This is a genomic window from Dactylosporangium sp. CA-152071, from assembly GCF_050936335.1.
GTDB classification, from domain to species: Bacteria; Actinomycetota; Actinomycetes; order Mycobacteriales; family Micromonosporaceae; genus Dactylosporangium; species Dactylosporangium maewongense.
Genome location: NZ_JBNJMZ010000002.1, coordinates 720,471 through 745,701, shown reverse-complemented (window position 1 = coordinate 745,701; position 25,231 = coordinate 720,471). Strand labels below are relative to the sequence as shown.

Here is a 25,231-nt window from a genome sequence, read left to right as displayed (position 1 = left end):
GAGCGCGGATGGTCAGCCTGGAGTACGCGGAGCGGCATCCGCGGCTGACCGACGGCGTCATCGCGGTCGCGCTGCTGGCCGGCGCGGTCCTCGGCGCGCACCTCGTCGGCCCGGGCGAGGGCCGCGCCGAGCACGTCTGGGTCGCCGACGTGCTGGCCGGGCTCGCCTGCCTGGCGCTGCTCAGGGCGCGGGAGCACCCGCGGGCCACGGTCGTCGTCACCGCCGCCTGCGCCGTCGTGCTGGGTGGCCTCGGCTACCTGCTGACCCCGCTGCTGCTGGCGCCGGTGATGGTCGCGCTGTACTGGCTGGCCGCCTCGACCTCGTCGCGGACGGCGTGGACCTACGGCGGCGTGACGACCGCGCTGGTCGTGTGCGCCGCCGTCGGCGTCGACCACCTCGACGGGACGGTGCTGCTGCGGGTCATCGGGCCCGCGCTGTGGCTGCTGCTGCCCCTGTCGATGGGCAGCCGGTCCCGGCTGCGCCGCGCCTACCTCGACGCGGTCCACGCCCGCGCCGAGCACGCCGAGCGGACCCGCGAGGAGGAGGCGCGGCTGCGGGTCACCGAGGAGCGCATGCGCATCGCCCGCGACCTGCACGACGTCGTCGCCCACCACATGGCCGTCGCCAACGCGCAGGCCGGCACGGCGGCGCACCTCCTCGACGGCGACCCGGCCCTCACCCGGAAGCTCCTCGCCGACCTGCAGGTCACCACCTCGTCGGTCATGCTCGACCTGCGGCACACCGTCGGCGTCCTGCGCCAGGCCGGCGACGCCGACCCCCTCGAGCCCACGCCCGGGCTCGCCCGGCTGCCGGAGCTGCTGGAGGTGTGCGGGTCGGCGGGGCTCACCGTCGACCTCGCGGTCGAGGGCGAGCCGCGCCCCCTGCCGCCCGGCGCCGACCTGACCGCCTACCGGATCATCCAGGAGGCCCTGACCAACGCCACGAAGTACGCGGCGCCGGCGACCGCCCGCGTGCGCCTGCGGTACACCGGCGGCACCCTCACCATCACGGTCGCCAACGCCACCCGTACCGGCGGGAAGGCAGCGGCCGGCGCGGGCTTCGGCATCGTCGGGATGCGCGAGCGGGCCCACGCCATCGGCGGTGACCTGCGGGTCAGCGACGGCGGTGGCGGGTTCGAGGTCGTGACCACCCTTCCGCTGCGGGCCCGGGAGGCGCCGTGACCATCCGCGTCCTGCTCGCCGACGACCAGGCGCTCCTGCGCGGCACGTTCCGGCTGCTGATCGACTCCTGCCCGGACCTGTCGGTGGTGGCCGAGGCCGCCGACGGTGCCGCCGCCGTCGAGCTCACCCGCCGGCACCACCCCGACGTGGTCGTGATGGACGTGCGGATGCCCGGCACCGACGGCCTGGCCGCCACCGAGGCCATCTGCGCCGACCCGGCCCTCGCCGGCACCAGGGTGCTGATCCTCACCACCTTCGAGAACGACGAGCACGTCGCCCGGGCCCTGCGCGCCGGCGCCAGCGGGTTCCTCGGCAAGTACGTCACCACCGACACGCTGCTGGAGGCGATCCGCGCCGTCGCGGCGGGCGACAGCCTGCTGTCCCCGGGAGCGACCAAGGCCCTGATCGCGCAGTTCCTCGCCGCCCCGCGGCCGGTGCCCGTCGTCACGCCCGAGCTCCGGGACCTGACGAACCGTGAGCTGGAGGTCATGAAGCTGGCCGCCGACGGCCGGTCCAACGACGAGATCGCCGCCGAGCTGCGCCTCAGCGTCCTCACCGTCCGCACGCACGTGCAGCGGGCCATGACCAAGCTCGGCGCCCGCGACCGGGCCCAGCTGGTCGTCCTGGCGTACAAGAACGGCCTCGTCCCACCGTCCGCGCCGGGTTAGCGCCCCATCGCGTCCGCGACGGTCGTCAGCAGCTCGTCGCACCACGCGGCGAACGGCTCGCGGGGCGTGCGGACCGGGTGGATGCGGTTGCTCAGCACCACCACGCCGTAACCGCGGGCGGGCTCGAGCCAGATCCGGTTGCCGACGAACCCCGACATGCCGTAGCCGTCCGCGCCCGCGCGGGGCCCGCCCAGCCCCCGGGTGGGCGCGAGCCACCAGCCGAGGCCGAAGCGCTCCCCGCCGCCCTCCGCCCAGCACTCGCGCACCGACCGGTGCAGCGCCGGGGTGCTCACCCGCTCGCACAGCCAGTCCTGCCCGATCCGGGCCACCTGCCCGATCGTCCCGAACGCGCCCGCGTGCCCGGCGACGCCACCCATCGCCGCGGCGTTCTCGTCGTGGACCTCGCCGCAGATCAGCCGGCCCCGCCAGGCGCACCGCTCGGTGGCGACCGCGGGTCCGGGCAGGGGCGCGTACCGCAGACCGTGGCGCCCGGCCGCCTCGGTCAGCGGCCGGCCGGTGAGCGCCTCGACCATCGCGCCGAGGACGATGAAGTTCACGTCGCTGTACACGGCCCCGGCGCCGACGGTCCGCCTCCGCAGCGCCGCCGCCACGACGTCGGCGCCCTCCCTGAAGAACGGGACGGTGGCGGGCAACCCGGCGTCGTAGCTGAGCAGCTGTGCGATGGTCGCGCCGGCGAACGGCGCGTGCCGCGCGCCCGGCCACGCGGCGCCCAGCGGCTCGTCCAGCCCGATCCGCCGGCGGGCCACCAGGTCCAGGACCGCGGGGACCGTCACGAGGACCTTGGTGAGGCTCGCCAGGTCCCACCAGTCGTGCCGGGTGGCGGGCCGGCCGGTCTCCAGGTCGGCGACCCCGTGCACGACCTCTTCCAGCTGCGCGTCCCGGGTGAACACGGCCACCGCGACGGCCGGCATCGGCGCCTGCCGCACGAGCGCGTCAATGGTCATCGCTCGAGTCTGCCTCGCCTCGGACGCGACGGGCGTCGTGCCCGCGCGGCCGCCCGGCCGCGTCACTGCAGTGCGTCGGCATGGACGACACTGCCGGGCCCGACGTCTGCGGTGCCGCGGGCCGGATGTGGCGGCCGTCAGCGCAGGACGTCGTCGAGGAAGTCGGCGCCGGCCTCGGTGAGGGTGCCGACCTCGACGGTGGCGCCGGTGAAGACGTGGCCGGCGCCGTCGACGGGGAGGACGTCGCAGCGGACACCCTGGGCGCGCAGCGCCTCGGCGAAGCCGGTGGCCTCCGCGAACGGGACGGTCTCGTCGTCGGTGCCGTGGACGAGCAGGAACGGCGGCGCGGCCGGGTGGACGTTGTGCAGCGGACTGGCGTGCCGGGCGAACGCCTGCCGCTCCGCCAGGGGGCCGCCGAGCAGGATCGCCGGGAACATGAACGGGTCGTCCTGGCGCGGGACCGTGGAGAGGTCGGCCGGGGCGTACCAGAGGATGACGGCCTGGATCGCGGTGTCGCCGGTGCCGGTGAGGGCCGCGACCGCCGCGATCTGGCCGCCGGCGGACTCGCCGAGCACGGCGAAACGGGCCGGGTCGAGGCGCAGCGTGGCGGCGTGGTGGCGCAGCCAGCGGACGGCGGCCTCGACGTCGGCCTGCTGCGCCGGGTAGGTGGCCTCGAGGGCGAGGCGGTAGTCGACGTCCGCGACGGCGTAGCCGCGGGCCACCATCCGCTCGTGGAACCGCTGGTCGACCGTCCACACGCGGCTGCCGGTCATCCAGCCGCCGCCGTGGATCCACAGCACCACGGGAAACGGGCCGTCGCCGGGCGGCACGTGCAGGTCCAGGTGCAGCGGCCGGTACCCGAGCGGCGTGGAGACCACGCAGTTGGCGTGGGTGAGCGTCTTGCGGGGTTCGGGCACGGGATGGAAGGTCACGGCGCCTACCCTACGAGAACGCGTCGCGGCGGCGCTGACCCTACGAGAACACACCGAGGGCCGCGGCGATGCCGACGGCGACGACCGCGCCACCGGCGAGCTCGCGGCGCCAGGTCTGCTCGCGCTCCTCGCCCTCGCGGCCGAACAGCTCGACGAGCGAGAACACCAGGCCCGGCAGGGACAGCAGGACGAAGCCGTTGACGATCCGCGCCGCCGGGTCTGCGCGCCGGGCGCGCTCGGCTGCCCGCCGCGGACCCGGTGCACGTACCGACCGCCGGAACTTTGCACCAACCCGGTGCCGGTGTTGGCGTCGACCAGGGCGCCGGCGACCCCCGAGCCCGGGTACACGTAGGTGAAGGTGCCGTTGGAGTAGCCGACGGTCAGCCCGCCGGCCGGCTCGTATGCCAGCCGGTCGTAGTTCATGACGATGTCGAAGTTCCCGGCGCCGGTGTCCGACCGGTCGACGAGGACCAACTGCGAGCTGTTGAGCCGGTCCGAGCCGTTGTTGTAGTAGCCGACGTCGACCCAGTTCACGCAGTAGGCGGACCGCCCGGCGTACGTGCCGGGCGGTTGCCACCGTCGGGCGTCGATCCGCCGGACCCGCTCACCCGCGCGGGGTGATGATCATCGGCGGCCCGCATCCGACGCTGGCGCAGTGAGTCTGAGCGATTTCGAGCGGGAGCGCCTGTTGACGGATGCACTCATGTACGAGGGGCAACAGCACTGGCTGCACTACCGGCACATCGAGCAGGAGCGCAACCAGTTCCTGGGGTACTTCTTCACGCTGCTCGTCGCGATCGTCGGGTTCTTCGTGGCGATCAGCGCGCAGATGGCGAACTGGGAGGACGTCGCGGTCGGGGTTTCCTCCATGGCCTGGGCGCTGGGCCTGGTCAGCCTGCTGATCCTCGCCAGCGTGCGGAAGTTCGGCGCGGCGCTGCGGGCGTACGACCGGGACATCGCCCGCATCCGGGCGTCCCTGTTCGCCGCCGCCGACGGGAAGCGGACCCATCTGGCGACGGACCGGGTCACCGTAGGGGGCGGGGTACGGCCCACGACGCTGCACCGGATGTTCGATCCCCAGTTCACGGCGGAGGCGATCGTCGGCACGACCATCGCGGTGGCGTTCGGTGTGCAGGTCGTCGTGGCGGCCGGCACCCTGCTGTCCGACTCCTTCACGGTCACGCAGCAAGCGTTCGCGTGCGGCCTCGTGCTCGCCAGCGTCGCCGGCGCCGTGGCCGCGGTCCGGCTCTGGATGCAGCCCGGGGAGACCTACCAGGCAGGTCGGGGGTGTGACGGCGGAAACATGTTCGAAACGCGGACGTACAACGGGTGAAACGCATCGCCGCGACGCTGCATGCCACGCGATCAACGGCGATCACGGACCACACCCGAAGAGAGAGGGTCCGTCGATGCCGGAGGGGTTCAGCTCGGGCGACACCGCCTGGTTGCTGGTGAGCGCGGCGCTGGTGCTGCTGATGGTGCCGGGGCTGGCGCTGTTCTACGGCGCCATGGTGCGCATCAAGAGCGCCCTCAACATGCTCATGATGTCGTTCGCCTGCCTCGCCGTCGTCACCGTCGTGTGGGTCGTCGCCGGCTACTCGCTCGCGTTCGGCAAGGACACCGCCGGCGGCCTCATCGGGTCCCTGGAGCACGTGGGCATGGCCGGGATCGGCCCCACCGACCTCACCGGCTCGGTGCCGACCATGGCGTTCGCGGGTTTCCAGCTGATGTTCGCCATCATCACCGCGGCACTGCTGAGCGGGGCGATCGCCGACCGTGCCAAGTTCGGCGCCTGGGTGGGGTTCGTCGCGCTGTGGGTGCTGCTGGTGTACGTCCCGATCGCGCACTGGGTGTTCGGCGGCGGCTGGATCGCCACCCACCTGCGCATCCTGGACCTGGCCGGCGGCACCGTCGTGGAGGTCAACTCCGGTGCGTCCGCGCTCGCCCTCGCCCTGGTGCTCGGGCCGCGGCTGGGCTTCCGCACCGAGGCCATGCGGCCGCACAGCCTCCCGCTGGTGATCCTCGGGGCCGGGCTGCTGTGGTTCGGCTGGTTCGGGTTCAACGCCGGCTCCGCGCTGACCACCGGCGGCGTCGCCTCGACCGCGTTCCTCAACACGCAGGTCGCCGGCGCCGCCGCGGTCGGCGGCTGGCTGATCGTCGAACGCTGGCGCGACGGGCACCCGACCACCCTCGGCGCGGCCTCGGGCGCGGTCGCCGGCCTGGTCGGGATCACGCCGTCGTGCGGCTCCGTCAACCCGCTCGGCGCCCTCGTCATCGGCGCCGTCGCCGGCGTGGCCTGCTGCTACGCCGTCGGCCTCAAGTACAAGCTGGGCTACGACGACTCGCTCGACGTCGTCGGGGTGCACGGCGTCGGCGGCCTCATCGGCACGGTGCTCATCGGGGTCCTCGCGACCGCGGTGGTCACCGGCGGTGAGGACGGCCTCGTGTTCGGTGGCGGCGCCGGTCTGCTCGGCCGGCAGGCGCTCGCGGTGCTGGTCGTCGCCGTCTACGCGTTCGGCGCCACCTGGCTCGTCGCGAAGGCCGTCGACCGCACCGTCGGCTTCCGGGTCGCCCCGGAGCACGAGCGCGGCGGCCTCGACCTGGTCATCCACGCCGAGAGCGCCTACGAGCAGCACCCCACCACCGGCGGGCGGATCAGCCACCTCGCATAGCCCAGGGGTCCATCGCGCCGCGCGGAGCCTTCAAGGACCGCGCGGCGACGGCCGTCCACTGTGGACGGCACAGTGCTCCGCCGGCGAGCGGTTCAGCGTCGGCGGCTGTCGATGAGCATGCCGACGCCGTCGAGGATGCGGGCGAGGCCGAAGTCGAGCGCCTGATCCTGCCCCCCGGTCCTCCGGATCGAGGCGAGGGCGGCGGTCACCGCCGGGAACCGGTCCTCCCGCCCGGCGAGCACGGCCTGCATCGGCCCGCCCAGCTCGCTCTCCAGCCCGTCCGGCGCGGACGCCGCCGACATCTGCTGGGCCAGGTTGCGGACGTGGCCGCTGAGCGTGGCCGCCACGTCGAGCATCTCGCCGCCGTGCAGCCCGGTGCCGGTCAGGGCGGCGACCGCGCGCTCCAGCCAGGTCAGCTCGCAGGGGCCGAGCACGCGCGCGCCCACGGCGGCCTCCAGCGTCCACGGGTGCTCGCGGAACCGCGTGAACAGCGCCTTCGCCCAGGCGTCGAGGGTCTCCCGCCAGTCCGCGCCCGGCACCGGGTCCGGCGGCGCGCCGACGGCGGTGTCGAGCATCAGGGCCACCAGCTCGGTCTTGCCGGGGACGTACCGGTACAGCGCCATCTTCGTCACGCCCAGGCTCTCGGCGACGCGCTGCATCGTGGTCGCCGCCAGCCCGTCGGCGTCGGCCGCGGCGATCCCCGCACCGGCGATGGCCGCCAGCGTCAGCGTCGGCCTCGGCCCCCGCCGCGGCGGCTCCGCCGGCTCCCACAGCAACGTCACCAGATCTCGCATGGTTGCCTTCCTCTCGAAACTGTGTCTAGCATACTCTGTATCCGACGGACACAGTTTGGAGAATGCCATGTCCACCACCACGCTTCGTTCCCTCCGTGTGCTCGTCAGCGGTGCCGGGGTCGCCGGGCCCGCCCTGGCGCTCCGCCTCGCCGAGCACGGCGCCCAGGTCACCGTCGTGGAGGTCGCACCCCGGCTGCGCAGCAGCGGCTTCGCCGTCGACTTCCGCGGCCCGACCCACATGGCCGTCCTGGAGCGGCTCGGCGTCCTGGCCGAGCTGCGCGCACGCCAGACCCACGGCGGCGCCATGACCTGCGTCGACGAGGACGACCGGGAGATCTTCACGCTGCCCGCCGCGTTCGCCGGGGGTGACCTGGAGGTGTTCCGGCGGGACCTGTCGCGCGTCCTGTACGACCGCGCCGCGGACCGGGTCGAGTACCTGTTCGGTGACACCGTCACCGGCCTGGACGACACCGGATCCGAGGTCCGGGTCCAGTTCCGGGCGGCCGGCACCCGGGCCTTCGACCTCGTCGTCGGGGCCGACGGCATGCACTCGGCCGTCCGCCGGCTCGTGTTCGGTCCCGAGCAGGACTTCGTCCACCGGCTCGGCTACCACATCGCCGGATGGGAGCTGCCGAACACGTTCGGGGCGGCGGCCGGCGCGAGCCGCTACTTCACCGTGCCCGGCCGGACGGCGAGCATCTCGGCCGACCCGCACGACCCCTCCCGCGCCACCGCGCTGGTGGTCTTCCGTACCGGCGACGCACCGGGCGACGCGGACGGCGGCGGGGACGTCGACTGGCACGACCAGGACGCGCAGAAGAAGCTCGTCGCGCACGTGTTCGCCGGCCTGCCCTGGCACGTGCCGGCCCTGCTCGACGCGCTGCCGGACGCCCCCGACCTGTACTTCGACGCCATCGCCCGGGTCAGCGCCCCGAGCTGGACGCGCGGGCGGATCGCGCTGCTCGGCGACGCCGCCTGGGGCGTCACCCTCGGCGGCATGGGCGTGGGGACGGGCCTCGTCGGCGCCCACGTCCTCGCCGGTGAGCTCGCCGCCGCCCGGGGCGACCACCGGACCGCGCTCGCCGCCTACGAGCAGCGCATGCGCGCATACGCGGGACGGTGGCAGAAGGGCGCCAACCCCGGCCGGTTCCTGGCGCCCGCCACCGGCTGGGGGCTCGCCCTGCGCAACCGGCTCTTCGCCACCAGACTGGTGCAGCGGTCCATGGTCAGCGGCACGAAGCGCCTGGCCACCGACGCCGCCCTCCCCACCTACCCGTGACGTTACGGGTCGCCGCGGGCGGGTAGTGCGGCGCCGGAACCACACAGCCCTGGAGGCAGGACATGGTGGAGGCCGAGCCGGCGTTCCGGCCGGTGCGCCCGCGGGACGGATTTCCGGCACTGGAGGATCTCGGGCTGATCGGGGACGGCGCGACCGCCGCCCTCGTCGGGCTCGACGGCGGCGTCGTCTGGCTGTGCGTGCCCGGCTTCGACGCGGATCCGCTGTTCTGCGGGCTGCTGGACCGCACCGGCGGCGGACGCTTCGAGGTGGCGCCGGACGGTGTGGTCGAGGCGCGGCAGCGGTACCTGGGCGACACCGGCGTCCTCGTGACCGAGCTGCGGACCGCGACCGGGCTGGTGCGGCTGACCGACGCCCTCGCCCTGCGCTCCGGCGCGGACCTCGCCGACGACACCCCCGCCGACCGGGGTGAGCTGGTGCGGCTCGTCGAGGTGCTGGACGGCACCGCCGAGGTGCGGGTCGACCTGGAGCCGCACGGCGGCGCCATCGCCCGGGCCGCGCTCGGCGGGCTGGAGATCCAGGCGGCGCTGCTGCCCGGCGTGCGGCTGCACCTGCGGTCCAGCCACCCGCTCAACGGCGGGCTGCGCAACCGGTACACCATGCGCGGCGGCGACCGGATGGAGCTGGTGCTGTCGTGGGGGCGGGTCCACCGCCACCACCGCCTCGACGCCGGCGAGAGCCTCGAACAGACGGCCGCGGCGTGGCGGCGCTGGATGACCGGCTTCGACTACGCCGGGCCGCAGGAGGCGCTGGTCCGCCGGGCCGCCGTCACGCTCAAACTCTGCGACCACTGGGTCAACGGCTCGATCGTGGCGGCGCCGACGTCCTCGCTGCCGGCGCCGGTCGGCGGCGTGCGCAACTGGGACTACCGGTACACCTGGATCCGCGACGCCGCGTTCGCCGTCTTCGCGATGCGCCGCATCGGCTTCGGCGGGGAGGCCGACGCGTTCCTCGGCTGGGTCCTGGACGCGTTCGAGCAGAGCCGCCGGCCGAGGATCATGTACACGCCGGCCGGCGGGCCCGTGCCCGACGAACGGGTCGACCCGGGACTGCGCGGCTACCGCGACTCCGCGCCGGTCCGCTGGGGCAACGGCGCCGCCGACCAGCGCCAGCACGACGTCTACGGCGAGATCCTCGACTGCGCCGACCAGTGGTCCCGGGCCGGCGGCCGGGTCGAGCCCGGGCTCTGGGACGGCCTCGCCGGCCTCGCCGACGCCGCCGCCCGCACGTGGCGGCAGCCCGACCAGGGCATCTGGGAGGTCCGCAACGAGGGGCACGTCCACACCTACTCCGCGGCCATGTGCCAGGTGGCGCTCGAACGGGCGGCCGGCATGGCCGAGCGGCTCGACCTGCCCGGACCGGCGCCGCGGTGGCGGGCGACCGCCGACAAGATCCGCCGGTCGATCCTCGAGGACGCCTGGGACGACGGCGCGCAGACCATCACCGAGCACCTCGGCGACGGTGGCGGGGTCGACGCGAGCCTGCTCGCCCTGCCGCTGCGACGGGTGATCCCGGCCGACCACCCGCGGATGGTGGCGACCACCAGGGCCGTCACCGAACGGCTCGGCGCCGGCGGCGGGCTGCTGCACCGGTACCGCCACGACGAGTCCCCCGACGGGATCCCCGGCGACGAGGGCGCGTTCCTGCTGTGCAGCTTCTGGCTCGTCGACAACCTCACCGGCCAGGGCCGCCTGGAGGAGGCCGCCGCGCTCTACGCGTCGCTGTGCGACCGGGCCAGCCCGCTCGGGCTGCTGCCCGAACAGATCGACCCGGCGACCGGCGAGTTCGCCGGCAACTTCCCGCAGGCGTTCAGCCACATCGGCGTGATCGCCAGCGGGGTCAACCTGTCCCGAGCCATGGCGGGAGTCTCGTGATGCTTGGTGAGCTCGTGATCCTCGGCGCGACCGGGGACCTGACCGCCCGGTTCCTGCTGCCGGCTCTCGGCGCGCTGCGCTCCGGCGGGCACCTCGGCGACGGGTTCCGGGTCACCTGCGTCGGCCGGGAGGACTGGACCGGCGACGCCTTCCACGCGTGGGCGGCCGAGCAGCTCGACCGGCACGCCCACGACATCCCGCCGGACCGCCGGCGCGAGGTGGTGGCCGCCTCCCGGTACCACCGGGCCGACGTCACCGACGCTCACGCCCTCGCCCCCGTGATCCCGCACGACCGGCCCGTCGCCGCGTACCTCGCGCTGCCGCCGTCCATCTTCGCGGCCACGGTGTCGGCACTGCACGCGGCTGGGACCGCGAACGGCAGCACCGTCGTGCTGGAGAAGCCGTTCGGCGAGAGCCTCGACGACGCCATCGAGCTCAACCGGCTGTTGTCGCGGCTGTACCCCGAGCGCAGCATCTTCCGCGTCGACCACTTCCTGGCGATGGGCACGGTCCTCAACCTGCTCGGGGTCCGGCTCGCCAACCGGGTCCTCGAACCGCTCTGGAGCAGCGCCCACATCGAACGCGTCGACATCGTCTGGGATGAGTCCCTCGCCCTGGAAGGCCGGGCCGGCTACTACGACGGCGTCGGCGCGCTCAAGGACATGCTGCAGAACCACCTGCTGCAGCTGCTGTGCCTGGTCGCGATGGAGCCGCCGATCAGCCTCGGCGACCGGGACCTGCGCGACCGCAAGATGGACGTCCTGCGCTCGATCCGCCCGCTGACCCTGCACGACGCCGCCGAACGGTCGCGGCGGGCCAGGTACACCGCCGGCGGGGGAGTGCCCGCCTACGTCGACGAGCCGGGCGTCGACCCGATGCATCGCACCGAGACGTTCGCGGAGCTACGGCTGGAGATCGACAACTGGCGGTGGCGCGACACGACCTTCCGGCTGCGGACCGGCAAGGCGCTGCGCACCGCCCGGCAGGAGGTCGCGATCCACTTCCGGGAGGTGCCGCACCTGCCGTTCGCCGGCGCCGTCCAGGCGGTGCCCAACGTGCTGCGCTTCGGCCTCGAGCCGGAGTCGGTGTCGTTGCACCTGACCGGCACCACGACCAGCGGCGACGTGCTCACCCCGCTGACCCTCGCCGCCACGCCCGCGCCCGCGCACCTGCCGCCGTACGGGCGGCTGCTGCTCGACGTGCTCAACCGCGACCCGGCGCTGTCGATCCGCGCCGACGAGGCCGAGCAGTCGTGGCGGGTGGTCACGCCCGTGCTGGAGGCCTGGGCCAAGGACCTCGTGCCGCTGTCGGAGTACCCGGCCTTCGCCTGGGAGGTGTGACCGTGGACCTGCGCAGCCGGCAGTGGTGGGACAACCCCGCCAACCCCGACATGACCGCGCTGTACCTGGAGCGGTACCTGAACTTCGGCCTCACCCGTGCCGAGCTCCAGTCCGGCCGGCCGGTCATCGGCATCGCGCAGACCGGCAGCGACCTGGTGCCCTGCAACCGGCACCACGTCGAGCTGGCCGACCGGGTCCGCGACGGGATCCGCGACGCCGGCGGCATCCCCCTGGAGTTTCCGGTGCACCCGCTGCAGGAGACCGGCAAACGCCCCACCGCCGCCCTCGACCGCAACCTCGCCTACCTGGGTCTGGTCGAGGTCCTGTACGGGTACCCGCTCGACGGGGTCGTGCTCACCACCGGCTGCGACAAGACGACCGGGTCGTGCCTCATGGCGGCCGCGACCGTCAACCTGCCCGCGATCGTGCTCTCGGGCGGGCCGATGCTCAACGGGTACATCGGCGGCGAACGCGCGGGGTCGGGCCTCGTCATCTGGCAGTCGCGCCGGCTCCTCGCCGCCGGGAAGATCGACTACGCCGAGTTCATGGACCGGGTGGCGTGCTCCGCGCCTAGCGTCGGGCACTGCAACACGATGGGCACCGCCTTGTCGATGAACAGCATCGCCGAGGCGCTCGGCATGTCGCTGCCCGGCTGCGCGGCGATCCCGGCGCCCTACCGGGAGCGGGGACAGATCGCGTACGACACCGGGCGCCGCGCGGTGGACCTCGTCAGGGACGACGTCACGCCGCGCTCCATCATGACCCGGGAGGCGTTCGAGAACGCGATCGCCGTCACCGCCGCCATCGCGGGCTCCACGAACTGCCCCATCCACCTCAACGCGATCGCCCGCCACACCGGGGTCGACCTGACGAACGACGACTGGGAGGCCGTCGGCGGAGGCGTGCCGGTCCTCGTCAACTGCGCCCCGGCCGGCACCTACCTCGGCGAGGACTTCCACCGCGCCGGCGGCATCCCGGCCGTGCTCCACACGCTGCTCGCCGCCGGGCGCCTGCACCCCGACGCTCTCTGTGTGAACGGCCGGACGATCGCCGAGAACGCCGCCCCCTCCTCGGACCCGTCGGTGATCGCCACCTCGGTCGACGACGCGTTCTCGCCGCGCGGCGGCTTCCTCGTGCTGCACGGCAACCTCTTCCGCTCGGCGATGATGAAGATGTCGGTGGCCACGTCGGCCTTCCTGCCCGCACCCACGGTGACGTGGCGCGCGGTCGTCTTCGAAGGGCCCGAGGACTACCACCGGCGCATCGACGACCCGTCGCTGGACATCGACGAGGGCTGCCTGCTCGTCGTGCGCAACACCGGGCCGATCGGCTACCCCGGGTCCGCCGAGGTGGTGAACATGCAACCGCCCGCCGCCCTCATCATGCGGGGCGTCCAGGCGCTCGCGACGCTCGGCGACGGCCGGCAGAGCGGCACGTCCGACGCCCCGTCGATCCTCAACGCCAGCCCGGAGGCCGCGATCGGCGGCAACCTGGCGATCCTGCGCACCGGCGACCGGGTCACCCTCGACATGCCCACCCGCCGGCTGGACGCCGAGCTCACCGACGAGGAGATCGAAGAGCGGTGGAGCGGCTACGTGCCGCCGCCGCGCGTCGACCAGACGCCCTGGCAGGAGCTCTTCCGGGCACACACCGGCCAGATGGACACCGGCAGCTGCCTGGACTTCGCCGTCGAGTATCAGGACATCGTGCACACGAAAGGACTGCCCCGTGACTCCCACTGACTTCGCCCCCGGCGCCTCGGGTGCATCGGGCACGATCATGATCGCGGACTCCGACTTCGGCGACGTCTCGATCGAGCGCGACATCGCCTCCTCGGCCGGCTTCCGCCTGGAATCGCGCCAGTGCAGGACCGAGGAGGACGTCATCCGTTACGGCCGATCCGCCGACGGCATCCTCACGCAGTACGCCCACATCGGCGCGACCGCCATGGCGCACCTGCCCAACTGCCGCGTCATCGCCCGCTACGGCACCGGCGTCGACATCGTGGACGTCGACGCCGCCACCCGTCTCGGCATCCAGGTCACCAACGCCCCGAACGACTGGTGCGCCGACGAGGTCGCCGACCACGCCATCGCCCTCTGGCTGTCCGCTGTGCGCAACATCGTCTCGTACTCGGAAGCGACCCGCGCCGGCACCTGGCAGTGGCAGTCCGGCGCACCGATCTGGCGCCTGCGCGGCCGCGTCTTCGGCATCCTGGGCTTCGGCGCCATCGCCCAGCTGATCGCCGACCGTGCCCGCCCGTTCGGCGTCGAGCTCATCAGCCACGACCCGTTCGTGGAAGCCGAGGTCCTGCGCGCCGCCGGGGTCCGCCCGGTCGCATTCGACGAGCTCGTCGCCGACTCCGACTACCTCGTCATCCAGGCCCCGCTGACCCCGCACACCCACCACCTCTTCGACGAGGCGACCCTCGCCCGCATGAAGCCGACCGCCGTCCTCGTCAACACCGCCCGCGGCCCCATCGTTTCCGACACGGCCCTGGCCCACGCCCTCACCAACCACACCATCGCCGCGGCCGCCCTCGACGACCTGGAGGAGGAGCCGGCCAAGCAGCGCGACTGGCATCCGGACAACCCCCTCCTGCACCTGCCGAACGCCATCGTCACCCCGCACGCCGCCTATTACTCCGAACAGTCCATGCGCGCCGTCCGCACCCTCGCCACCGAGGAGGCCGTCCGCGTCCTGACCGGCCGGCCCCCGCACTCTCCGGTCAACACCCTGGGCCCCAACGAACTGTGAACCCGGCTCCGGCGGTGGTGAGACTGCGTGGAGAACCGAACCCGGGATCTCAGCGCTGGGGCGCGACCAGCCCGGCGTCGTACGCGGCGATCACCAGCTGCAATCGGTCCCGGGCACCGAGCTTGGTCAGCAAGCGCGCCACGTGCGCCTTCGCGGTGGCGACGCTGACCACCAGCTCGGCGGCGATCTCGCCGTTGGACAGGCCGCGGCCGACCAGTGTCAGCACCTCCCGCTCCCGCTCGGTCACACCGGTGAGCACCGGGCGCGGGCGGGCCGGTGTGGGCCGACCGGCGAACTCGGCGATCAGCCGGCGCGTGACGCTCGGTGCGAGCAGCGCGTCGCCGGCAGCCACCACCCGGACCGCCCCGAGGATCTCCTCCAGCGCCATGTCCTTGACCAGGAAACCGCTCGCCCCGGCCCGCAACGCGCCATAGACGTACTCGTCATCGTCGAACGTGGTCAGCACCAGCACCCGGGTCGCCCCGCCGGCCGCGGTGATCCTCCGGGTGGCATCGATGCCGTCCATGCCCGGCATTCGGATGTCCATGAGCACCACGTCCGGCCGGAACTGACGAACCAGTCCCACCGCCTCCGCGCCGTCCGACGCCTCGCCCACCACCGCCATGCCGGGCGTGTCGTCGATGAGCACCCGCAGGCCCGCGCGGATCAGCGGCTGGTCGTCGGCGAGCACGACCCGTACGTGCACGGCGCCGCCCGGCGCGTTCACGCGACCCCCGCCGGCGTCGGGAGCCGAGCGAATACCCGGAAGCCTCCGCCCGGGCACGGACCCGCGCTGAGCTCTCCACCGAGCATCGCGGCCCGCTCCCGCAAGCCGGCGAGCCCGAAGCCCGGGGCCGCCACCGCGTCGCCGTGTCCCGGGCCGTCGTCGGCCACCTCGACCGACAGGTCCCGCTCGCCATAGTCCACGGTCACCCGGCAACGGGCGGCGCCGGCGTGGCGTACCACGTTCGTCAGCGCTTCCTGCACGATCCGGTACGCCGACAGTTCGATCTCCGGTGGCAGCAACCGCTGCTCGCCGCGCCGGGAGAGCTCCACCTGCACCCCGGCATCCGCAGTGGACTCCGCGAGCCGGTCGAGGTCCGCCAGACCCGGCGCCGGGTCCCGAGGCGGCACGTCCCCCGTGGCGTCCGGACCGGCCCCGCCAGCCGGGCGGCGCAGCGACACGAGCGTGCGGCGCAGCCCGGCGAGGGTCTCCCGGCTGGTCGCCTCGATCGTGCGAAGCGCCAGGCGGGCCTCGTCCGGCCGGCTGTCGATGACCCGGGCACCCATGCCGGCCTGGATGGCGATGATCCCGACGCTGTGCGCGACCATGTCGTGCAGTTCGCGGGCGATGTGCAACCGCTCCGCTGTCACCGCCCGCTCGGTCGCCTGCGCCGCGATCGCGGCCGCGTGCTCGCGGCGCTGCCGCGCCGAGTTGCCGATCGCCCACGCGGCCACCCCGGTCAGCGCGACGATCGCCACGGTGCTGCGGTAGAGCTGGTCACCGGTGGCGTAGTAGCCCACCGCGGCGACCTGAACGGCGACGACCATCGCGGCCGCGGCCAGCGACACCCGTCGCGGCCGGGCCGCCGCCGTCACCGCCAGCGCCACGTCCACCGCGAGGACCTGACTGTATGCGACCCCCCATACATGCGCGGTCACCGTGACCAGCCACGAACCGGCCAGCATCAGCGCCAGCACCGGTAACGGGTACCGCCGCAGCAAGCCGGTCGGCAGCAGCAGTGCCAGCATCGGCAGCAGCGTCCCCCGGTACGCCGGCACCATGGTCAGCAGCACGACCGGGTACGCCGCCGCGCCGCACCAGGCCAGCACCGTCCAGGCGAGCGAGGCGGGCGGGCGCGCCGGCGATCCGGGGTCGGGCATGCCGCGATGCTATGCGAGGCGGCGGCGCCCGGCATCGGCCTGCGGGCGTACGCCCACGGGCTACCCCTGCGCCGGCCGTTGTGTGCCGCGGCCCGATGCCCGGAGCAGGACCACCCGGCACGGTGAACAGCGTGATCGAACTACGCCACCTCACCAAGCGGTACGGCCGCACCACCGCGGTCGACGACCTCACCTGTACCATCGGGCCCGGCCACGTCACCGGCTTCCTCGGCCCCAACGGCGCCGGCAAATCCACCACGCTCCGGCTGATCCTCGGCCTGCACGAGCCGAGCGGCGGGACCGTCACCGTGAACCGGGTCCGCTTCCGGGACCACGCGCGAGGGCTACGCCACGTCGGCGCGCTGCTCGACGCCGGCGACGTGCACGGCGGACGCAGCGCCACCGCGCACCTCACCGCGCTCGCCGTCAGCAACCGCATTCCCCGCCGCCGGGTGGCCGAGGTGCTCGCCGAGGTCGGCTTGAGCGCCGCGGCCCGGCGCCGGGTCGGCGGGTACTCCCTGGGCATGAAGCAGCGGCTCGGCATCGCGGCCGCGCTGCTCGGCGACCCGCCCGTGCTGCTGTTCGACGAGCCGTTCAACGGCCTGGACCCTGAAGGGGTGCGCTGGGTGCGGGAGCTGTTCGGCCGGCTCGCCGCGCAGGGGCGGACCGTGTTCGTCTCCAGTCACCTGATGAGCGAAATGGAGCACACCGCCGACCGGCTGGTCGTCATCGGCCGGGGACGCCTGATCGCCGAAGAGCGCTTGGCCGACTTCGCCGCCCGCAGCGCCAACCCTAGCGTCACCGTACGTACGTCCGCCCCGGCCGCGCTCGGGGCGGCGCTGGCGGGGGCCGGCGGCGCGGTCGACACCGACGGCACCGGCACCCTAACGGTGACCGGCCTGGCCGCAGAGCGAATCGGCGAGCTCGCCGCCGCCCGGGGCATCGCCGTGCACGAGCTGTACACCCGCACGTCATCATTGGAGGAGGCGTTCATGCGGCTCACCGCCGACAGCGTGGAGTACCAGGCCGGGGAGGAGCGATGACCGCCCTGCGCACCCGGACGGCCTCGCCCACCGCCCGGCCGGCGGAGACGGAACCGCGCGCCCGCTTCGCCGACCTGCTCGCCGCGGAGTGGATCAAATTCTGGTCACTGCGCTCCACGGCCGGCGGCCTGGCGCTGATCGCGGTGCTGATCGTCGGCTCGGCCGTGCAGCAAGCGATGTACGACCGGGACAACTGGGGCCGGTGGAGTCCCGAGGAACGGGCCGCGTTCTACCCGCTGCGCGACGCGTTCGTCCACAACTCGTACCTGGTAGCCATGCTGGCCGCCGGCGCGATCGGGGCGGTGACCCTGGTCAGCGAATACGGCAGCGGCCTCATCCGCACCACATTCGCCGCGGTGCCCGCCCGGCGTTCCCTGCTCGCGGCCAAAGCTTGCGTCCTGGCCGGCGTCATGTCCGCCCTCGGCGCGCTCATCGCGGTCTCGGCGTTCCTCGCCAGCCAGGCCATCCTGGCCGACCACCACGCCGGGCTGTCGATCCGCCATCCCGGCGTACCCCGGGCGATCACAGGCTGCGCGCTGCTGCTGCCGGTCTGCGCGCTGGTCGGCATGGGCATCGCCGCACTGCTGCGCCACCCCGCCAGCACGATCGTCACCACCACTGGGGTCCTGCTGTTCCTGCCCCTGTTCTTCAGCCCGGAACATCGGTGGAGCCGGGAAGCACGAAACACCATGCCACTCGTGGCCTACGACCGGCTGACGGACATCAACCCGCACCCATGGGGCCTGTACCCGCCGAGCCTGGCCGAGGCGTGGGCCGTGTTCGCCGCCTGGCCGCTCATCGCGCTGCTGATCGGGCTGGCCGTCGTGCACCGCCGGGACGTCTGACGCCGGCCGGCGAGTGCGGGGATGCACGGTGGAAGCCGGCGAAGAACCGGGGCCGGACCTGGTGCCACCCCGTGATGCGGGACCAGGCGCAATCAGGGGTCAGGGGCGGGCGGCCACGGCGGAGCGGAGCTCCGGGAGGCGGGCGTGGAGCAGGCCTGGGCACTGGGTGTTGTTGAAGTCCTTGTGGCCGTAGATCTCGGTGGCGGGGATGCCGTACTGGTGGCAGGTGAACGCGCAGAAGGCGATCAGGCTCGACCACAGCGCGGCCGGGGGTTGTTCGGTGAGGTAGGTGCCCTCGTTCTCGATGCCGATGGCCTGGTCGTTCTGGCCGACGCAGTGGGCGCCCTGGACCATGGTCTGGCTGTGCAGCAGCGCGTACAGGCTGCCGTGGCGGCCCTCGGTGAGCCAGCCGCCGCGGCTGTTGGTGAAGTGCTGGCCGCTGTCGATCCAGCCGTTGCCGTCCATGTGCAGGTCCTGGATCTCGCGGGAGGCGGCGAAGGCGTGCGCTTGGGACGTGTCGGTCGAGTTGGCCAGCGCCGTGTGGTGCACGATGATCTTGTTCGGGCGGTGCTGGACGATGGTGAGCGGGCCGGCCGGTGGGCGGGCTCCCCAGGAGCCGCAGCTGTCGATCGACGGCTGGTCGGGTGCGGCCGGCGCCGCGCCGGCGGAAGGGTCGGCGACGGTCAGCAGCGCCGCGGCGCCGCCGAGCAGGACGGCGCCGCGCAGGGCGTCGCGACGGGTGAGACGGGCCATGGCGCGAGCCTCCCGGGAACGTCGGTGCTAACTTACCGGATCCATAGAAGTTCGTAAACTTCCTGCATCGCGGCACATTACACCTGCTCAGCGCGCTGTGTCCATCGAAGTCTGTCACGACAAATTTAGATGGATACCTATTGAAAGTTTCCCACCACCGTGAGCTAATCGGCGAAGCTATCTGCCACCCCCCGGAGCAAGGAGGCACACATCGTGTCCAAGAGAGCCCTGGCGGCACTGTCCCTGGCGGCCGCCCTCGTCACCACGGTCCTCACCGGCAGCCCGGCCTCTGCCGCCACCGTCACCTACGGCCAGGACGTCTCGGGCCATCAGGGCAACGTCAACTGGGCGGCGCAGTGGAACGCCGGCTCGCGGTTCGCGTACGTCAAGGCGACCGAGGGCACCTACTACACGAACCCGTACTTCGCCCAGCAGTACAACGGCTCGTACAACATCGGCATGATCCGGGGCGCCTACCACTTCGCGATCCCGAACGGCGGCGGCGGGGCCGCGCAGGCCGACTACTTCGTCGCGCACGGCGGGGGCTGGTCCAAGGACGGCAAGACGCTGCCCGGCGCGCTGGACATCGAGTACAACCCTTACGGCGCAACGTGTTACGGGCTGTCGCAGGCGAGCATGGTGAGCTGGATCCGCGCGTTCCTCAACCAGTACCACACCAGGACCGGCCGCTGGGCGACCATCTACACGACGACCGACTGGTGGGTCACCTGCACCGGCAACTACAGCGGCTTCTGGGCCAACTCGCCGCTGTGGCTCGCCCGGTACAGCAGCAGCCCCGGCACTCTGCCCGCCGGCGCGCCGACGTGGTCGTTCTGGCAGTACTCGAGCACCGGCCCGTTCGCCGGCGACTCGAACCAGTGGAACGGCGCCCTCGACCGGCTCAAGGTCCTGGCCTGCAACGGCCCCTGCTGAGCCCCGCGCCCGCGCACGGCACGAACGCCGGCGCCTGACAGCACCGCACCTGCGCCGAGCCACCGCGTCACAGCGGCAGAGGATCTCCTCGCCGCAGCGGGGCTCGGCGCAGGCCCGCATCAGCCCGAGGACGCGCACCGACGTCCCGTCCAGCGAGTCCGCAGACGGTGCGACCGGCGTGGACGGTGCGACCGGTCCCCGCCCGCGGGACCTGCGGGCGGGGACCGGCCTGGAGGGGGAGTAATGCCTCAGCCGGGGCGGACGCCCGTGCCGTCCCTGTGGTGACGGCCCGGCGCTCGCCGGCATGCCGGGCGCCGTTACAACGGAACGGTCCTCCTCACGGATGGGTCGCCTTCAGGACACCCTTGTAATAGACCTCGACACCGCCGGACTTGTACGACGTGCCCAGCGTGCAGCGCGCGTAGGAGCCCCGGGTGTCGCCGGCCCAGCGGAACGGGCCGTAGTACGGCTTGCTGCCGCTGGACTGGGCGGCGCACTTCACGAAGCCGCGGTACTGCCAGTCCGGTCCGTTGCCATCACACCAGCCCCCGTATTGCTGCGGATGACACTCACCGATCCAGCCCTGATCGGCGTGCGCGGTGGCACCCCCTGCCACCGTGAGCGCGGCGGCCGCGGCCACCGCGACGCACGCCCCTGCGATCCGTCGAATCATCGACACCTTCCTTCCCGGTGGACGGCAATGCCCTGGTCGGCGGGTTGCCTTGCCTCGTCCACCATGGACGGTGCGGGAATTGACCGACAGTGCACCGGGCGCCGGACAAACAACGCCGGACAACCCGCGGTATCGTGCTGACCCCAGATCGCGGAGGTGCAATGGTGGGCCGACCCGAGAAGCCGGTGGATCCTCAGGCCGGTCCGGTGCAGCGACTCGCGTGGCAGCTGCGGCAGCTGCGCGAGCAGGCCGGCAGCCCGAGCTACCGGACCCTGGCCCGCCGGGCCCACTACTCGGCCAGCACGCTCGCCGAGGCGGCGAAGGGCGACCGGCTGCCGTCGCGGGAGGTCACCGTCGCCTACGCCGAGGCGTGCGGCGGCGACCCCACCGAGTGGAACGCCCGCTGGGAGGCCGCCGCGGCGGACCGGCCGGCGCGGACCGCGCAGGTCGAGGAGCACTGCCCGTACCGGGGACTCGCGGCCTTCCAGCCGGAGCAGGCCGAGTGGTTCTTCGGCCGGGCCGAGCTTGTCGAACGGCTCCGGGCGAAGATCGACCGGCTGCCGGTCGTCGGCGTGTTCGGGGCGTCCGGCAGCGGCAAGTCCTCCCTGCTGCGGGCCGGCCTGATCGGCGCCCTGCCGAAGACGTGGCGCACGATGCTGATGACCCCGACCGAACACCCCCTCGACGCGTTGTCCGACCTGGTCACGAAGTTGTCCGGTGCCGACCGGCACCGCGTCCGGGAGGAGCTCGGCAGCGACCGGGGCGCCCTGGACGTCGCCGTGCGCGGCGCGCTCGCGGCCGCGCCGCCGGACACCCGGGCACTGCTCGTCGTCGACCAGTTCGAGGAGGTGTTCACGCTGTGCGCCGACCCGGACGAGCGCCGCACGTTCATCGCCGCGCTGCTGGACGCCGCCCGCGGCGAGGACCGCCGCACGACGGTCGTGCTGGGCGTGCGCGCGGACTTCCTCGCGCACCTGAGCCGGCACGCGGACCTCGTCGACGCGCTGCGCGACGAGGCGCAGCTGCTCGTCGGGCCGGTGACCGGCGGTGAACTGCGGGAGATCATCACCCGGCCTGCCGCGCTGGCCGGGCTGAGCGTCGAACCGGACCTGGTCACCACGGTCCTCGCGGACGCGGCCGACGAGCCCGGCGCGCTGCCGCTCGTCTCGCACGCGCTGCTGGAGACCTGGCAGCGCCGCGACGGCGCCACCCTCACCCTCGCCGCGTACCACGCCGGGGGCGGGGTCCGCGGCGCGATCGCGCAGACCGCGGAGCGGGTCCACGCCGGCCTCGACCCGGCCGAGCAGGCGGCGACCCGCCGGATCTTCCAGCGGCTCACCGCCCTCGGCGACGGCACCGAGGACACCCGCCGGCCGATCGCCCGCGCCGAGCTCGACGGCGTCGCCGACCCGGGCGTCACCGCCGTGGTCCTGCACGAGCTCACCGACGCCCGCCTGGTCGTCCTCGGCGACGGCACCGTCGAGGTCGCGCACGAGGCCCTGATCCGGGCCTGGCCGCGGCTGCACCGCTGGCTCACCGACGACCGCGCCGCGCTCGTCGCGCACCGGCGGCTCACCGACGCCGCACACACGTGGCGGACGCTGCACCGTGACAGCGGCGCCCTGTACCGGGGGGCGCAGCTCGCCGCCGCGCAGGGCCTGACCGGGCTCAACCAGCTGGAGTCGGCGTTCCTCAGGGAGAGCAACGACCTGGCCGAGGCCGAGCAGGCCGGGGTCCGGCGGCAGGCGCGCCGGCTCAAGCGGCTCGTCGCCGGCATGGCCGTGCTCCTGGTGCTCGCCGTGCTCGGCGGCGCCGTCGCCACCCGGCAGCGCCAGGACGCGCGCCGGCAGCAGGTGGCGACGCTGGCCGAGGAGGTGTCCCTGCGCTCCCGGTCGCTGCTGGCCACCGACCCCGAGCTCGCCGGCCTGCTCGCGGTCGAGGCGGAGCGCCTGCACTCGACCACCGAGTCCCGCGGCGCCGTGCTCAGCGCCGCCGTGGCACCACGCCGGCGCGAGCTCAACGTCGGCGGGCCGTCGATCTACGCCGTCGCGTTCGACCCCGGCCGCACGCTGCTCGCCTCCGCCGCCGGCGACGGCACGATCGGCCTGTGGGACCCCGTCCGCGGCACCCGCACCGGCACGCTGACCGGGCACACGGGGCGGGCGGCGAGCGTCGCGTTCAGCGGCGACGGGACCCGCCTCGCATCGGTCGGGATCGACGGCGCCAAGGGCTCGGTCATCGTCTGGGACACCGCCACCCGGCGGCAGCTGCACCGCTTCGACGCCGACGGCCTCGGCTCGGCGATGGCGTTCAGCCCCGACGGCATGACCGTCGCCGTGGCCAAGGGCGCAACCATCGCGCTGTTCCACGTCGGTACCGGCGGCACCACCGTCCTCTCCGGACTGGGGCACGCCGTGGCGTCGGTGGCCTTCAGCCACGACGGGTCGCTGCTCGCCGCCGCCGGCGGTCAGGCGCCCAAGGTGTGGGACGTGGCCGCGGGCACCGTCGTGGCCGAACTGCCCACGCCGCACGTGTTCTCCGTCGCGTTCGCCGGGGAGGGGTTCACCCTGGCCGCCTCCTCTGAGGACCGGGGCGTCACCATGTGGGACGTCACCGGCGGGCGGGCCGCGGCCCTGCCGGGGCTGCCGGGCAACGGCGGATACTCGTGGGCCATCTCCGCACCGGCCGGCGGCCGGCTCGCCGTCGCCGACGAGAACGGCGCCATCACCGTCTGGGACCTGCGCAGCCGCGAACCCCTCGAGACGCTGCAGGACCGCGGCCGCACCGAGACGGTCACCGTCGTGTTGAGCCGGGACGGCACCTACCTGGCCTCCGCCGGCTTCAACGGCACGATCGTGGTGCACGACCTCGCCGCCCGGCCGTTCGGCGCGTTCACCGCCCGGGTGCACGACGTCAAGGTCAGCCCCGACGGCACCACCGTCGCGTCCGCCGGCAGCGACGGGACGGTCCGGCTGTGGGACACCGCCGGGAAGGCGTCGACCGTCCTGAGTGGACACGGCGACGAGGTCCAGGCCGTCGCGTTCCACCCGGGCGGACAGATCCTCGCCGCCGTCACCCGTACCAACACCGTCACCATCTGGGACGTCCGGCCGGGCAAACCCGTGACGGCGCCGCTGCGCACCAACGGGTCGGGGGTCACCACCGACCTCGCCTTCGACCCCACCGGCGGGTTCCTCGCCGCGGCGACCCTCGGCCCCTCGATGTGGGACGTGCGCGACGTCGGCGCGCCGGTCGACCGCACCGCGTCGCTCGACCCGCGGATCGTCACGTCGCTGGTGTTCACCCCCGATGGCCGCCGCCTGGTCGGCGCGAGCGCCGGCGGCTATGTCAACACGTGGGACACCGCGACCGGACGCCTGCTGAGCCGGGTCAACACCGGGCAGAGCGCGGTGCAGGACATCGCCGTCAGCCCCGACGGCGGCCTGCTCGCGACGGCGGGCGACACCCGGACCGTCAAGCTGTGGGACACCGCGACCGGCCGGGAGCTCGCCGTCCTCAGTGGACACACCGCGCCGGTGCAGGTGCTCGCCTTCGACCGGGACGGCCGCCGGCTCGCGTCCGCGGGCGACGACCACTCCGTCATCGTGTGGGACGTCGCCGGCCGGCGGCCCGTCGCCACCCTGACCGGTCACACCGCGCGGGTGCGCGGGCTCGCGTTCACCGCGGCCGGCACGCTCGTCTCCGGCGCCGAGGACGGCCGGATCGTCAGCTGGTCGTTCGACGTCGCCGCGGCGCGGGACCGCATCTGCGCCGGCCGCGCGCTGACCCGGCAGGAGTGGGCCACGCACCTGCCGTCGGCCCCGTTCCGCCCGACCTGCGGCCGGTGAGCACTCGGAGGGCAGGCCTGGACGCCGAGCTGGATCCGTCGATCGTCGCGGCGGTCCTGGCCCTCGCACGGCCCGCGCTGGAGCTGGCGGTGCTCGAGGATTGGGAGCACGAGGACGACGAGATCGCCGACGGCGGCCGGTACGCCGGCAGCTACGGCGGACTGCCGCGCCTTCCGCCCGGCGTCGACTGGCCGGCCGTCGGCGGCGAGCCGCTCACCCTCCTCGCCCAGCTGCGCTGCGACGCCCTCGCCGGCCTGCTGGGCGCGGAGTGGACGCTGCCCCGCGACGGCCTGCTGCTGTTCTTCGCCGCGGTCTGGCGCGACGAGCCCGACGCTGGCAGGGTGCTCCACGTGCCCGACGCAGCGCCGGTACAGCAGGCGCCAGAACACGCGGAGGTCGTCCCGGCGCAGCCGCTCGGCGCGTGGCCGGTCCGGTCCGTGCCGGAGCTCGACGACCCGGCGCTGCGCACCCTGCTGCACGCGACGGGCCCGGCGCTCATCGACGTGCTCCGGGCGCTCGCACCGGAACACACCCCGCACCAGGTCCTGGGCCGGCTCGGCGACGGCTACCACCCGCAGCGGCCCGGCACCAGGCCGCTGCTCCAGCTGGAGGGCGAGGAAGGCACCGCGTGGGGCGAGCTGGTGCGGCTGGCGTTCGTGGTCCCCGACGACGACCTGCGGCAAGGCCGGCTCGACCGGGTCCGGATGACCTACGAGGTAGCCTGACCGCTCGCCGGCCTCGCATCGCCGGGGTTGCCATCGCGGCGCAAGTC

Annotated in this window: 22 protein-coding genes and 1 pseudogene; 14 read left to right on the top strand and 9 right to left on the bottom strand. The window is 73.8% G+C overall.

Annotated features, from left to right (window positions below; genetic code table 11):
- The first annotated feature begins 8 nt into the window (after positions 1 to 8).
- Both ACQEVZ_RS43615 and ACQEVZ_RS43610 read left to right on the top strand, forming a co-directional pair.
- Positions 9 to 1,181: a sensor histidine kinase gene (locus ACQEVZ_RS43615; protein WP_433378900.1), complete on the top strand. Its 1,173-nt coding sequence runs from the start codon at positions 9 to 11 to the stop codon at positions 1,179 to 1,181.
- Positions 1,178 to 1,849 (top strand): response regulator transcription factor, encoded by a 672-nt coding sequence (locus tag ACQEVZ_RS43610; protein ID WP_354897167.1) that lies wholly within the window; start codon positions 1,178 to 1,180, stop codon positions 1,847 to 1,849. Before ACQEVZ_RS43615 ends, ACQEVZ_RS43610 begins: the two co-directional genes overlap by 4 nt.
- On the opposite strand, the gene ACQEVZ_RS43605 is transcribed toward ACQEVZ_RS43610, so the two are convergent.
- The 4 genes and pseudogenes from ACQEVZ_RS43605 to ACQEVZ_RS43590 form a co-directional block, all read right to left on the bottom strand.
- Positions 1,846 to 2,814 (bottom strand): serine hydrolase domain-containing protein, encoded by a 969-nt coding sequence (locus ACQEVZ_RS43605; protein WP_433378896.1) that lies wholly within the window; start codon positions 2,812 to 2,814, stop codon positions 1,846 to 1,848. The two genes, ACQEVZ_RS43610 and ACQEVZ_RS43605, sit on opposite strands and share 4 nt — an antisense overlap.
- 137 nt (positions 2,815 to 2,951) lie before the next feature.
- Entirely contained in the window at positions 2,952 to 3,746 is a 795-nt protein-coding gene (locus tag ACQEVZ_RS43600; RefSeq protein WP_433378892.1) for an alpha/beta hydrolase fold domain-containing protein, read from the bottom strand.
- Positions 3,747 to 3,786: 40 nt separating this feature from the next.
- Positions 3,787 to 3,912 (bottom strand): hypothetical protein, encoded by a 126-nt coding sequence (locus ACQEVZ_RS43595; protein WP_433378889.1) that lies wholly within the window; start codon positions 3,910 to 3,912, stop codon positions 3,787 to 3,789.
- A gap of 98 nt (positions 3,913 to 4,010) precedes the next feature.
- A pseudogene (locus tag ACQEVZ_RS43590) lies at positions 4,011 to 4,337 on the bottom strand (nidogen-like domain-containing protein); the annotation flags it as partial.
- Positions 4,338 to 4,401: 64 nt separating this feature from the next.
- Here ACQEVZ_RS43590 and ACQEVZ_RS43585 point away from each other — a divergent pair.
- Positions 4,402 to 5,079 carry a hypothetical protein gene (locus ACQEVZ_RS43585; protein ID WP_433378886.1) on the top strand — a complete coding sequence of 226 codons (678 nt, stop codon included), beginning with the start codon at positions 4,402 to 4,404 and terminating at the stop codon, positions 5,077 to 5,079.
- Between the two features lie 76 nt (positions 5,080 to 5,155).
- On the top strand, positions 5,156 to 6,418 hold the full coding sequence (locus ACQEVZ_RS43580; protein ID WP_433378883.1) for an ammonium transporter: 1,263 nt from the start codon (positions 5,156 to 5,158) through the stop codon (positions 6,416 to 6,418).
- 92 nt (positions 6,419 to 6,510) lie between these two features.
- Here the strand turns inward: ACQEVZ_RS43580 and ACQEVZ_RS43575 are convergent, their stop codons facing one another.
- Positions 6,511 to 7,212 (bottom strand): TetR/AcrR family transcriptional regulator, encoded by a 702-nt coding sequence (locus tag ACQEVZ_RS43575; RefSeq protein ID WP_433378880.1) that lies wholly within the window; start codon positions 7,210 to 7,212, stop codon positions 6,511 to 6,513.
- A gap of 67 nt (positions 7,213 to 7,279) precedes the next feature.
- Here ACQEVZ_RS43575 and ACQEVZ_RS43570 point away from each other — a divergent pair, with 67 nt between their 5' ends.
- From ACQEVZ_RS43570 to ACQEVZ_RS43550, 5 genes are all read left to right on the top strand, one after another.
- Entirely contained in the window at positions 7,280 to 8,491 is a 1,212-nt protein-coding gene (locus ACQEVZ_RS43570) for an FAD-dependent monooxygenase (RefSeq protein ID WP_433378877.1), read from the top strand.
- A gap of 62 nt (positions 8,492 to 8,553) precedes the next feature.
- The gene (locus ACQEVZ_RS43565; RefSeq protein WP_433378874.1) at positions 8,554 to 10,383 is read left to right on the top strand and encodes a glycoside hydrolase family 15 protein; all 1,830 of its coding nucleotides are present in this window, start codon (positions 8,554 to 8,556) and stop codon (positions 10,381 to 10,383) included.
- Positions 10,383 to 11,723 (top strand): glucose-6-phosphate dehydrogenase, encoded by a 1,341-nt coding sequence (locus tag ACQEVZ_RS43560; RefSeq protein WP_433378871.1) that lies wholly within the window; start codon positions 10,383 to 10,385, stop codon positions 11,721 to 11,723. The genes ACQEVZ_RS43565 and ACQEVZ_RS43560 overlap by 1 nt, the downstream gene beginning before the upstream one ends.
- A 2-nt stretch (positions 11,724 to 11,725) precedes the next feature.
- Positions 11,726 to 13,465, top strand: coding sequence for an IlvD/Edd family dehydratase (locus ACQEVZ_RS43555; protein WP_433378868.1), 1,740 nt, complete (start codon positions 11,726 to 11,728; stop codon positions 13,463 to 13,465).
- A complete protein-coding gene (locus tag ACQEVZ_RS43550) occupies positions 13,452 to 14,480 on the top strand; it encodes a C-terminal binding protein (protein WP_433378865.1) in 1,029 nt (342 codons plus the stop codon). The genes ACQEVZ_RS43555 and ACQEVZ_RS43550 overlap by 14 nt, the downstream gene beginning before the upstream one ends.
- A gap of 49 nt (positions 14,481 to 14,529) precedes the next feature.
- Here ACQEVZ_RS43550 and ACQEVZ_RS43545 read toward each other — a convergent pair whose 3' ends face one another.
- Together ACQEVZ_RS43545 and ACQEVZ_RS43540 are read right to left on the bottom strand one after the other, a co-directional pair.
- Positions 14,530 to 15,207 (bottom strand): response regulator transcription factor, encoded by a 678-nt coding sequence (locus ACQEVZ_RS43545; RefSeq protein WP_344505172.1) that lies wholly within the window; start codon positions 15,205 to 15,207, stop codon positions 14,530 to 14,532.
- Positions 15,204 to 16,364 carry a sensor histidine kinase gene (locus ACQEVZ_RS43540; protein WP_433378861.1) on the bottom strand — a complete coding sequence of 387 codons (1,161 nt, stop codon included), beginning with the start codon at positions 16,362 to 16,364 and terminating at the stop codon, positions 15,204 to 15,206. Before ACQEVZ_RS43540 ends, ACQEVZ_RS43545 begins: the two co-directional genes overlap by 4 nt.
- A 131-nt stretch (positions 16,365 to 16,495) precedes the next feature.
- Here ACQEVZ_RS43540 and ACQEVZ_RS43535 point away from each other — a divergent pair, with 131 nt between their 5' ends.
- Positions 16,496 to 17,407 (top strand): ABC transporter ATP-binding protein, encoded by a 912-nt coding sequence (locus tag ACQEVZ_RS43535; RefSeq protein ID WP_425552296.1) that lies wholly within the window; start codon positions 16,496 to 16,498, stop codon positions 17,405 to 17,407.
- Positions 17,404 to 18,252 (top strand): ABC transporter permease, encoded by an 849-nt coding sequence (locus ACQEVZ_RS43530; RefSeq protein ID WP_344505169.1) that lies wholly within the window; start codon positions 17,404 to 17,406, stop codon positions 18,250 to 18,252. The genes ACQEVZ_RS43535 and ACQEVZ_RS43530 overlap by 4 nt, the downstream gene beginning before the upstream one ends.
- Positions 18,253 to 18,351: 99 nt before the next feature.
- Here ACQEVZ_RS43530 and ACQEVZ_RS43525 read toward each other — a convergent pair whose 3' ends face one another.
- Complete coding sequence (locus tag ACQEVZ_RS43525) at positions 18,352 to 19,005, bottom strand: peptidoglycan recognition protein family protein (protein ID WP_433378856.1); 654 nt, start codon at positions 19,003 to 19,005, stop codon at positions 18,352 to 18,354.
- 213 nt (positions 19,006 to 19,218) lie between these two features.
- Here ACQEVZ_RS43525 and ACQEVZ_RS43520 point away from each other — a divergent pair, with 213 nt between their 5' ends.
- The gene (locus tag ACQEVZ_RS43520) at positions 19,219 to 19,938 is read left to right on the top strand and encodes a lysozyme (protein ID WP_354897196.1); all 720 of its coding nucleotides are present in this window, start codon (positions 19,219 to 19,221) and stop codon (positions 19,936 to 19,938) included.
- A gap of 337 nt (positions 19,939 to 20,275) precedes the next feature.
- On the opposite strand, the gene ACQEVZ_RS43515 is transcribed toward ACQEVZ_RS43520, so the two are convergent.
- Positions 20,276 to 20,611, bottom strand: coding sequence for a hypothetical protein (locus ACQEVZ_RS43515; RefSeq protein ID WP_433378853.1), 336 nt, complete (start codon positions 20,609 to 20,611; stop codon positions 20,276 to 20,278).
- A gap of 161 nt (positions 20,612 to 20,772) precedes the next feature.
- On the opposite strand from ACQEVZ_RS43515, the gene ACQEVZ_RS43510 reads away from it, so the two are divergent.
- A complete protein-coding gene (locus ACQEVZ_RS43510) occupies positions 20,773 to 24,459 on the top strand; it encodes a hypothetical protein (protein ID WP_433378850.1) in 3,687 nt (1,228 codons plus the stop codon).
- Entirely contained in the window at positions 24,456 to 25,184 is a 729-nt protein-coding gene (locus tag ACQEVZ_RS43505; protein WP_433378847.1) for a DUF1963 domain-containing protein, read from the top strand. The genes ACQEVZ_RS43510 and ACQEVZ_RS43505 overlap by 4 nt, the downstream gene beginning before the upstream one ends.
- The last annotated feature ends 47 nt before the right edge of the window (positions 25,185 to 25,231 follow it).

Excerpts from the sequence above, each read along its gene's own strand:
- ACQEVZ_RS43580 (WP_433378883.1), top strand. The coding sequence starts at position 5,156 with ATGCCGGAGGGGTTCAGCTCGGGCGACACCGCCTGGTTGCTGGTGAGC.
- ACQEVZ_RS43530 (WP_344505169.1), top strand. The coding sequence starts at position 17,404 with ATGACCGCCCTGCGCACCCGGACGGCCTCGCCCACCGCCCGGCCGGCG.
- ACQEVZ_RS43540 (WP_433378861.1), bottom strand. The coding sequence starts at position 16,364 with ATGCCCGACCCCGGATCGCCGGCGCGCCCGCCCGCCTCGCTCGCCTGG.
- ACQEVZ_RS43615 (WP_433378900.1), top strand. The coding sequence starts at position 9 with ATGGTCAGCCTGGAGTACGCGGAGCGGCATCCGCGGCTGACCGACGGC.
- ACQEVZ_RS43570 (WP_433378877.1), top strand. The coding sequence starts at position 7,280 with ATGTCCACCACCACGCTTCGTTCCCTCCGTGTGCTCGTCAGCGGTGCC.
- ACQEVZ_RS43515 (WP_433378853.1), bottom strand. The coding sequence starts at position 20,611 with ATGATTCGACGGATCGCAGGGGCGTGCGTCGCGGTGGCCGCGGCCGCC.
- ACQEVZ_RS43510 (WP_433378850.1), top strand. The coding sequence starts at position 20,773 with ATGGTGGGCCGACCCGAGAAGCCGGTGGATCCTCAGGCCGGTCCGGTG.
- ACQEVZ_RS43565 (WP_433378874.1), top strand. The coding sequence starts at position 8,554 with ATGGTGGAGGCCGAGCCGGCGTTCCGGCCGGTGCGCCCGCGGGACGGA.
- ACQEVZ_RS43525 (WP_433378856.1), bottom strand. The coding sequence starts at position 19,005 with ATGGCCCGTCTCACCCGTCGCGACGCCCTGCGCGGCGCCGTCCTGCTC.
- ACQEVZ_RS43605 (WP_433378896.1), bottom strand. The coding sequence starts at position 2,814 with ATGACCATTGACGCGCTCGTGCGGCAGGCGCCGATGCCGGCCGTCGCG.
- ACQEVZ_RS43575 (WP_433378880.1), bottom strand. The coding sequence starts at position 7,212 with ATGCGAGATCTGGTGACGTTGCTGTGGGAGCCGGCGGAGCCGCCGCGG.
- ACQEVZ_RS43560 (WP_433378871.1), top strand. The coding sequence starts at position 10,383 with ATGCTTGGTGAGCTCGTGATCCTCGGCGCGACCGGGGACCTGACCGCC.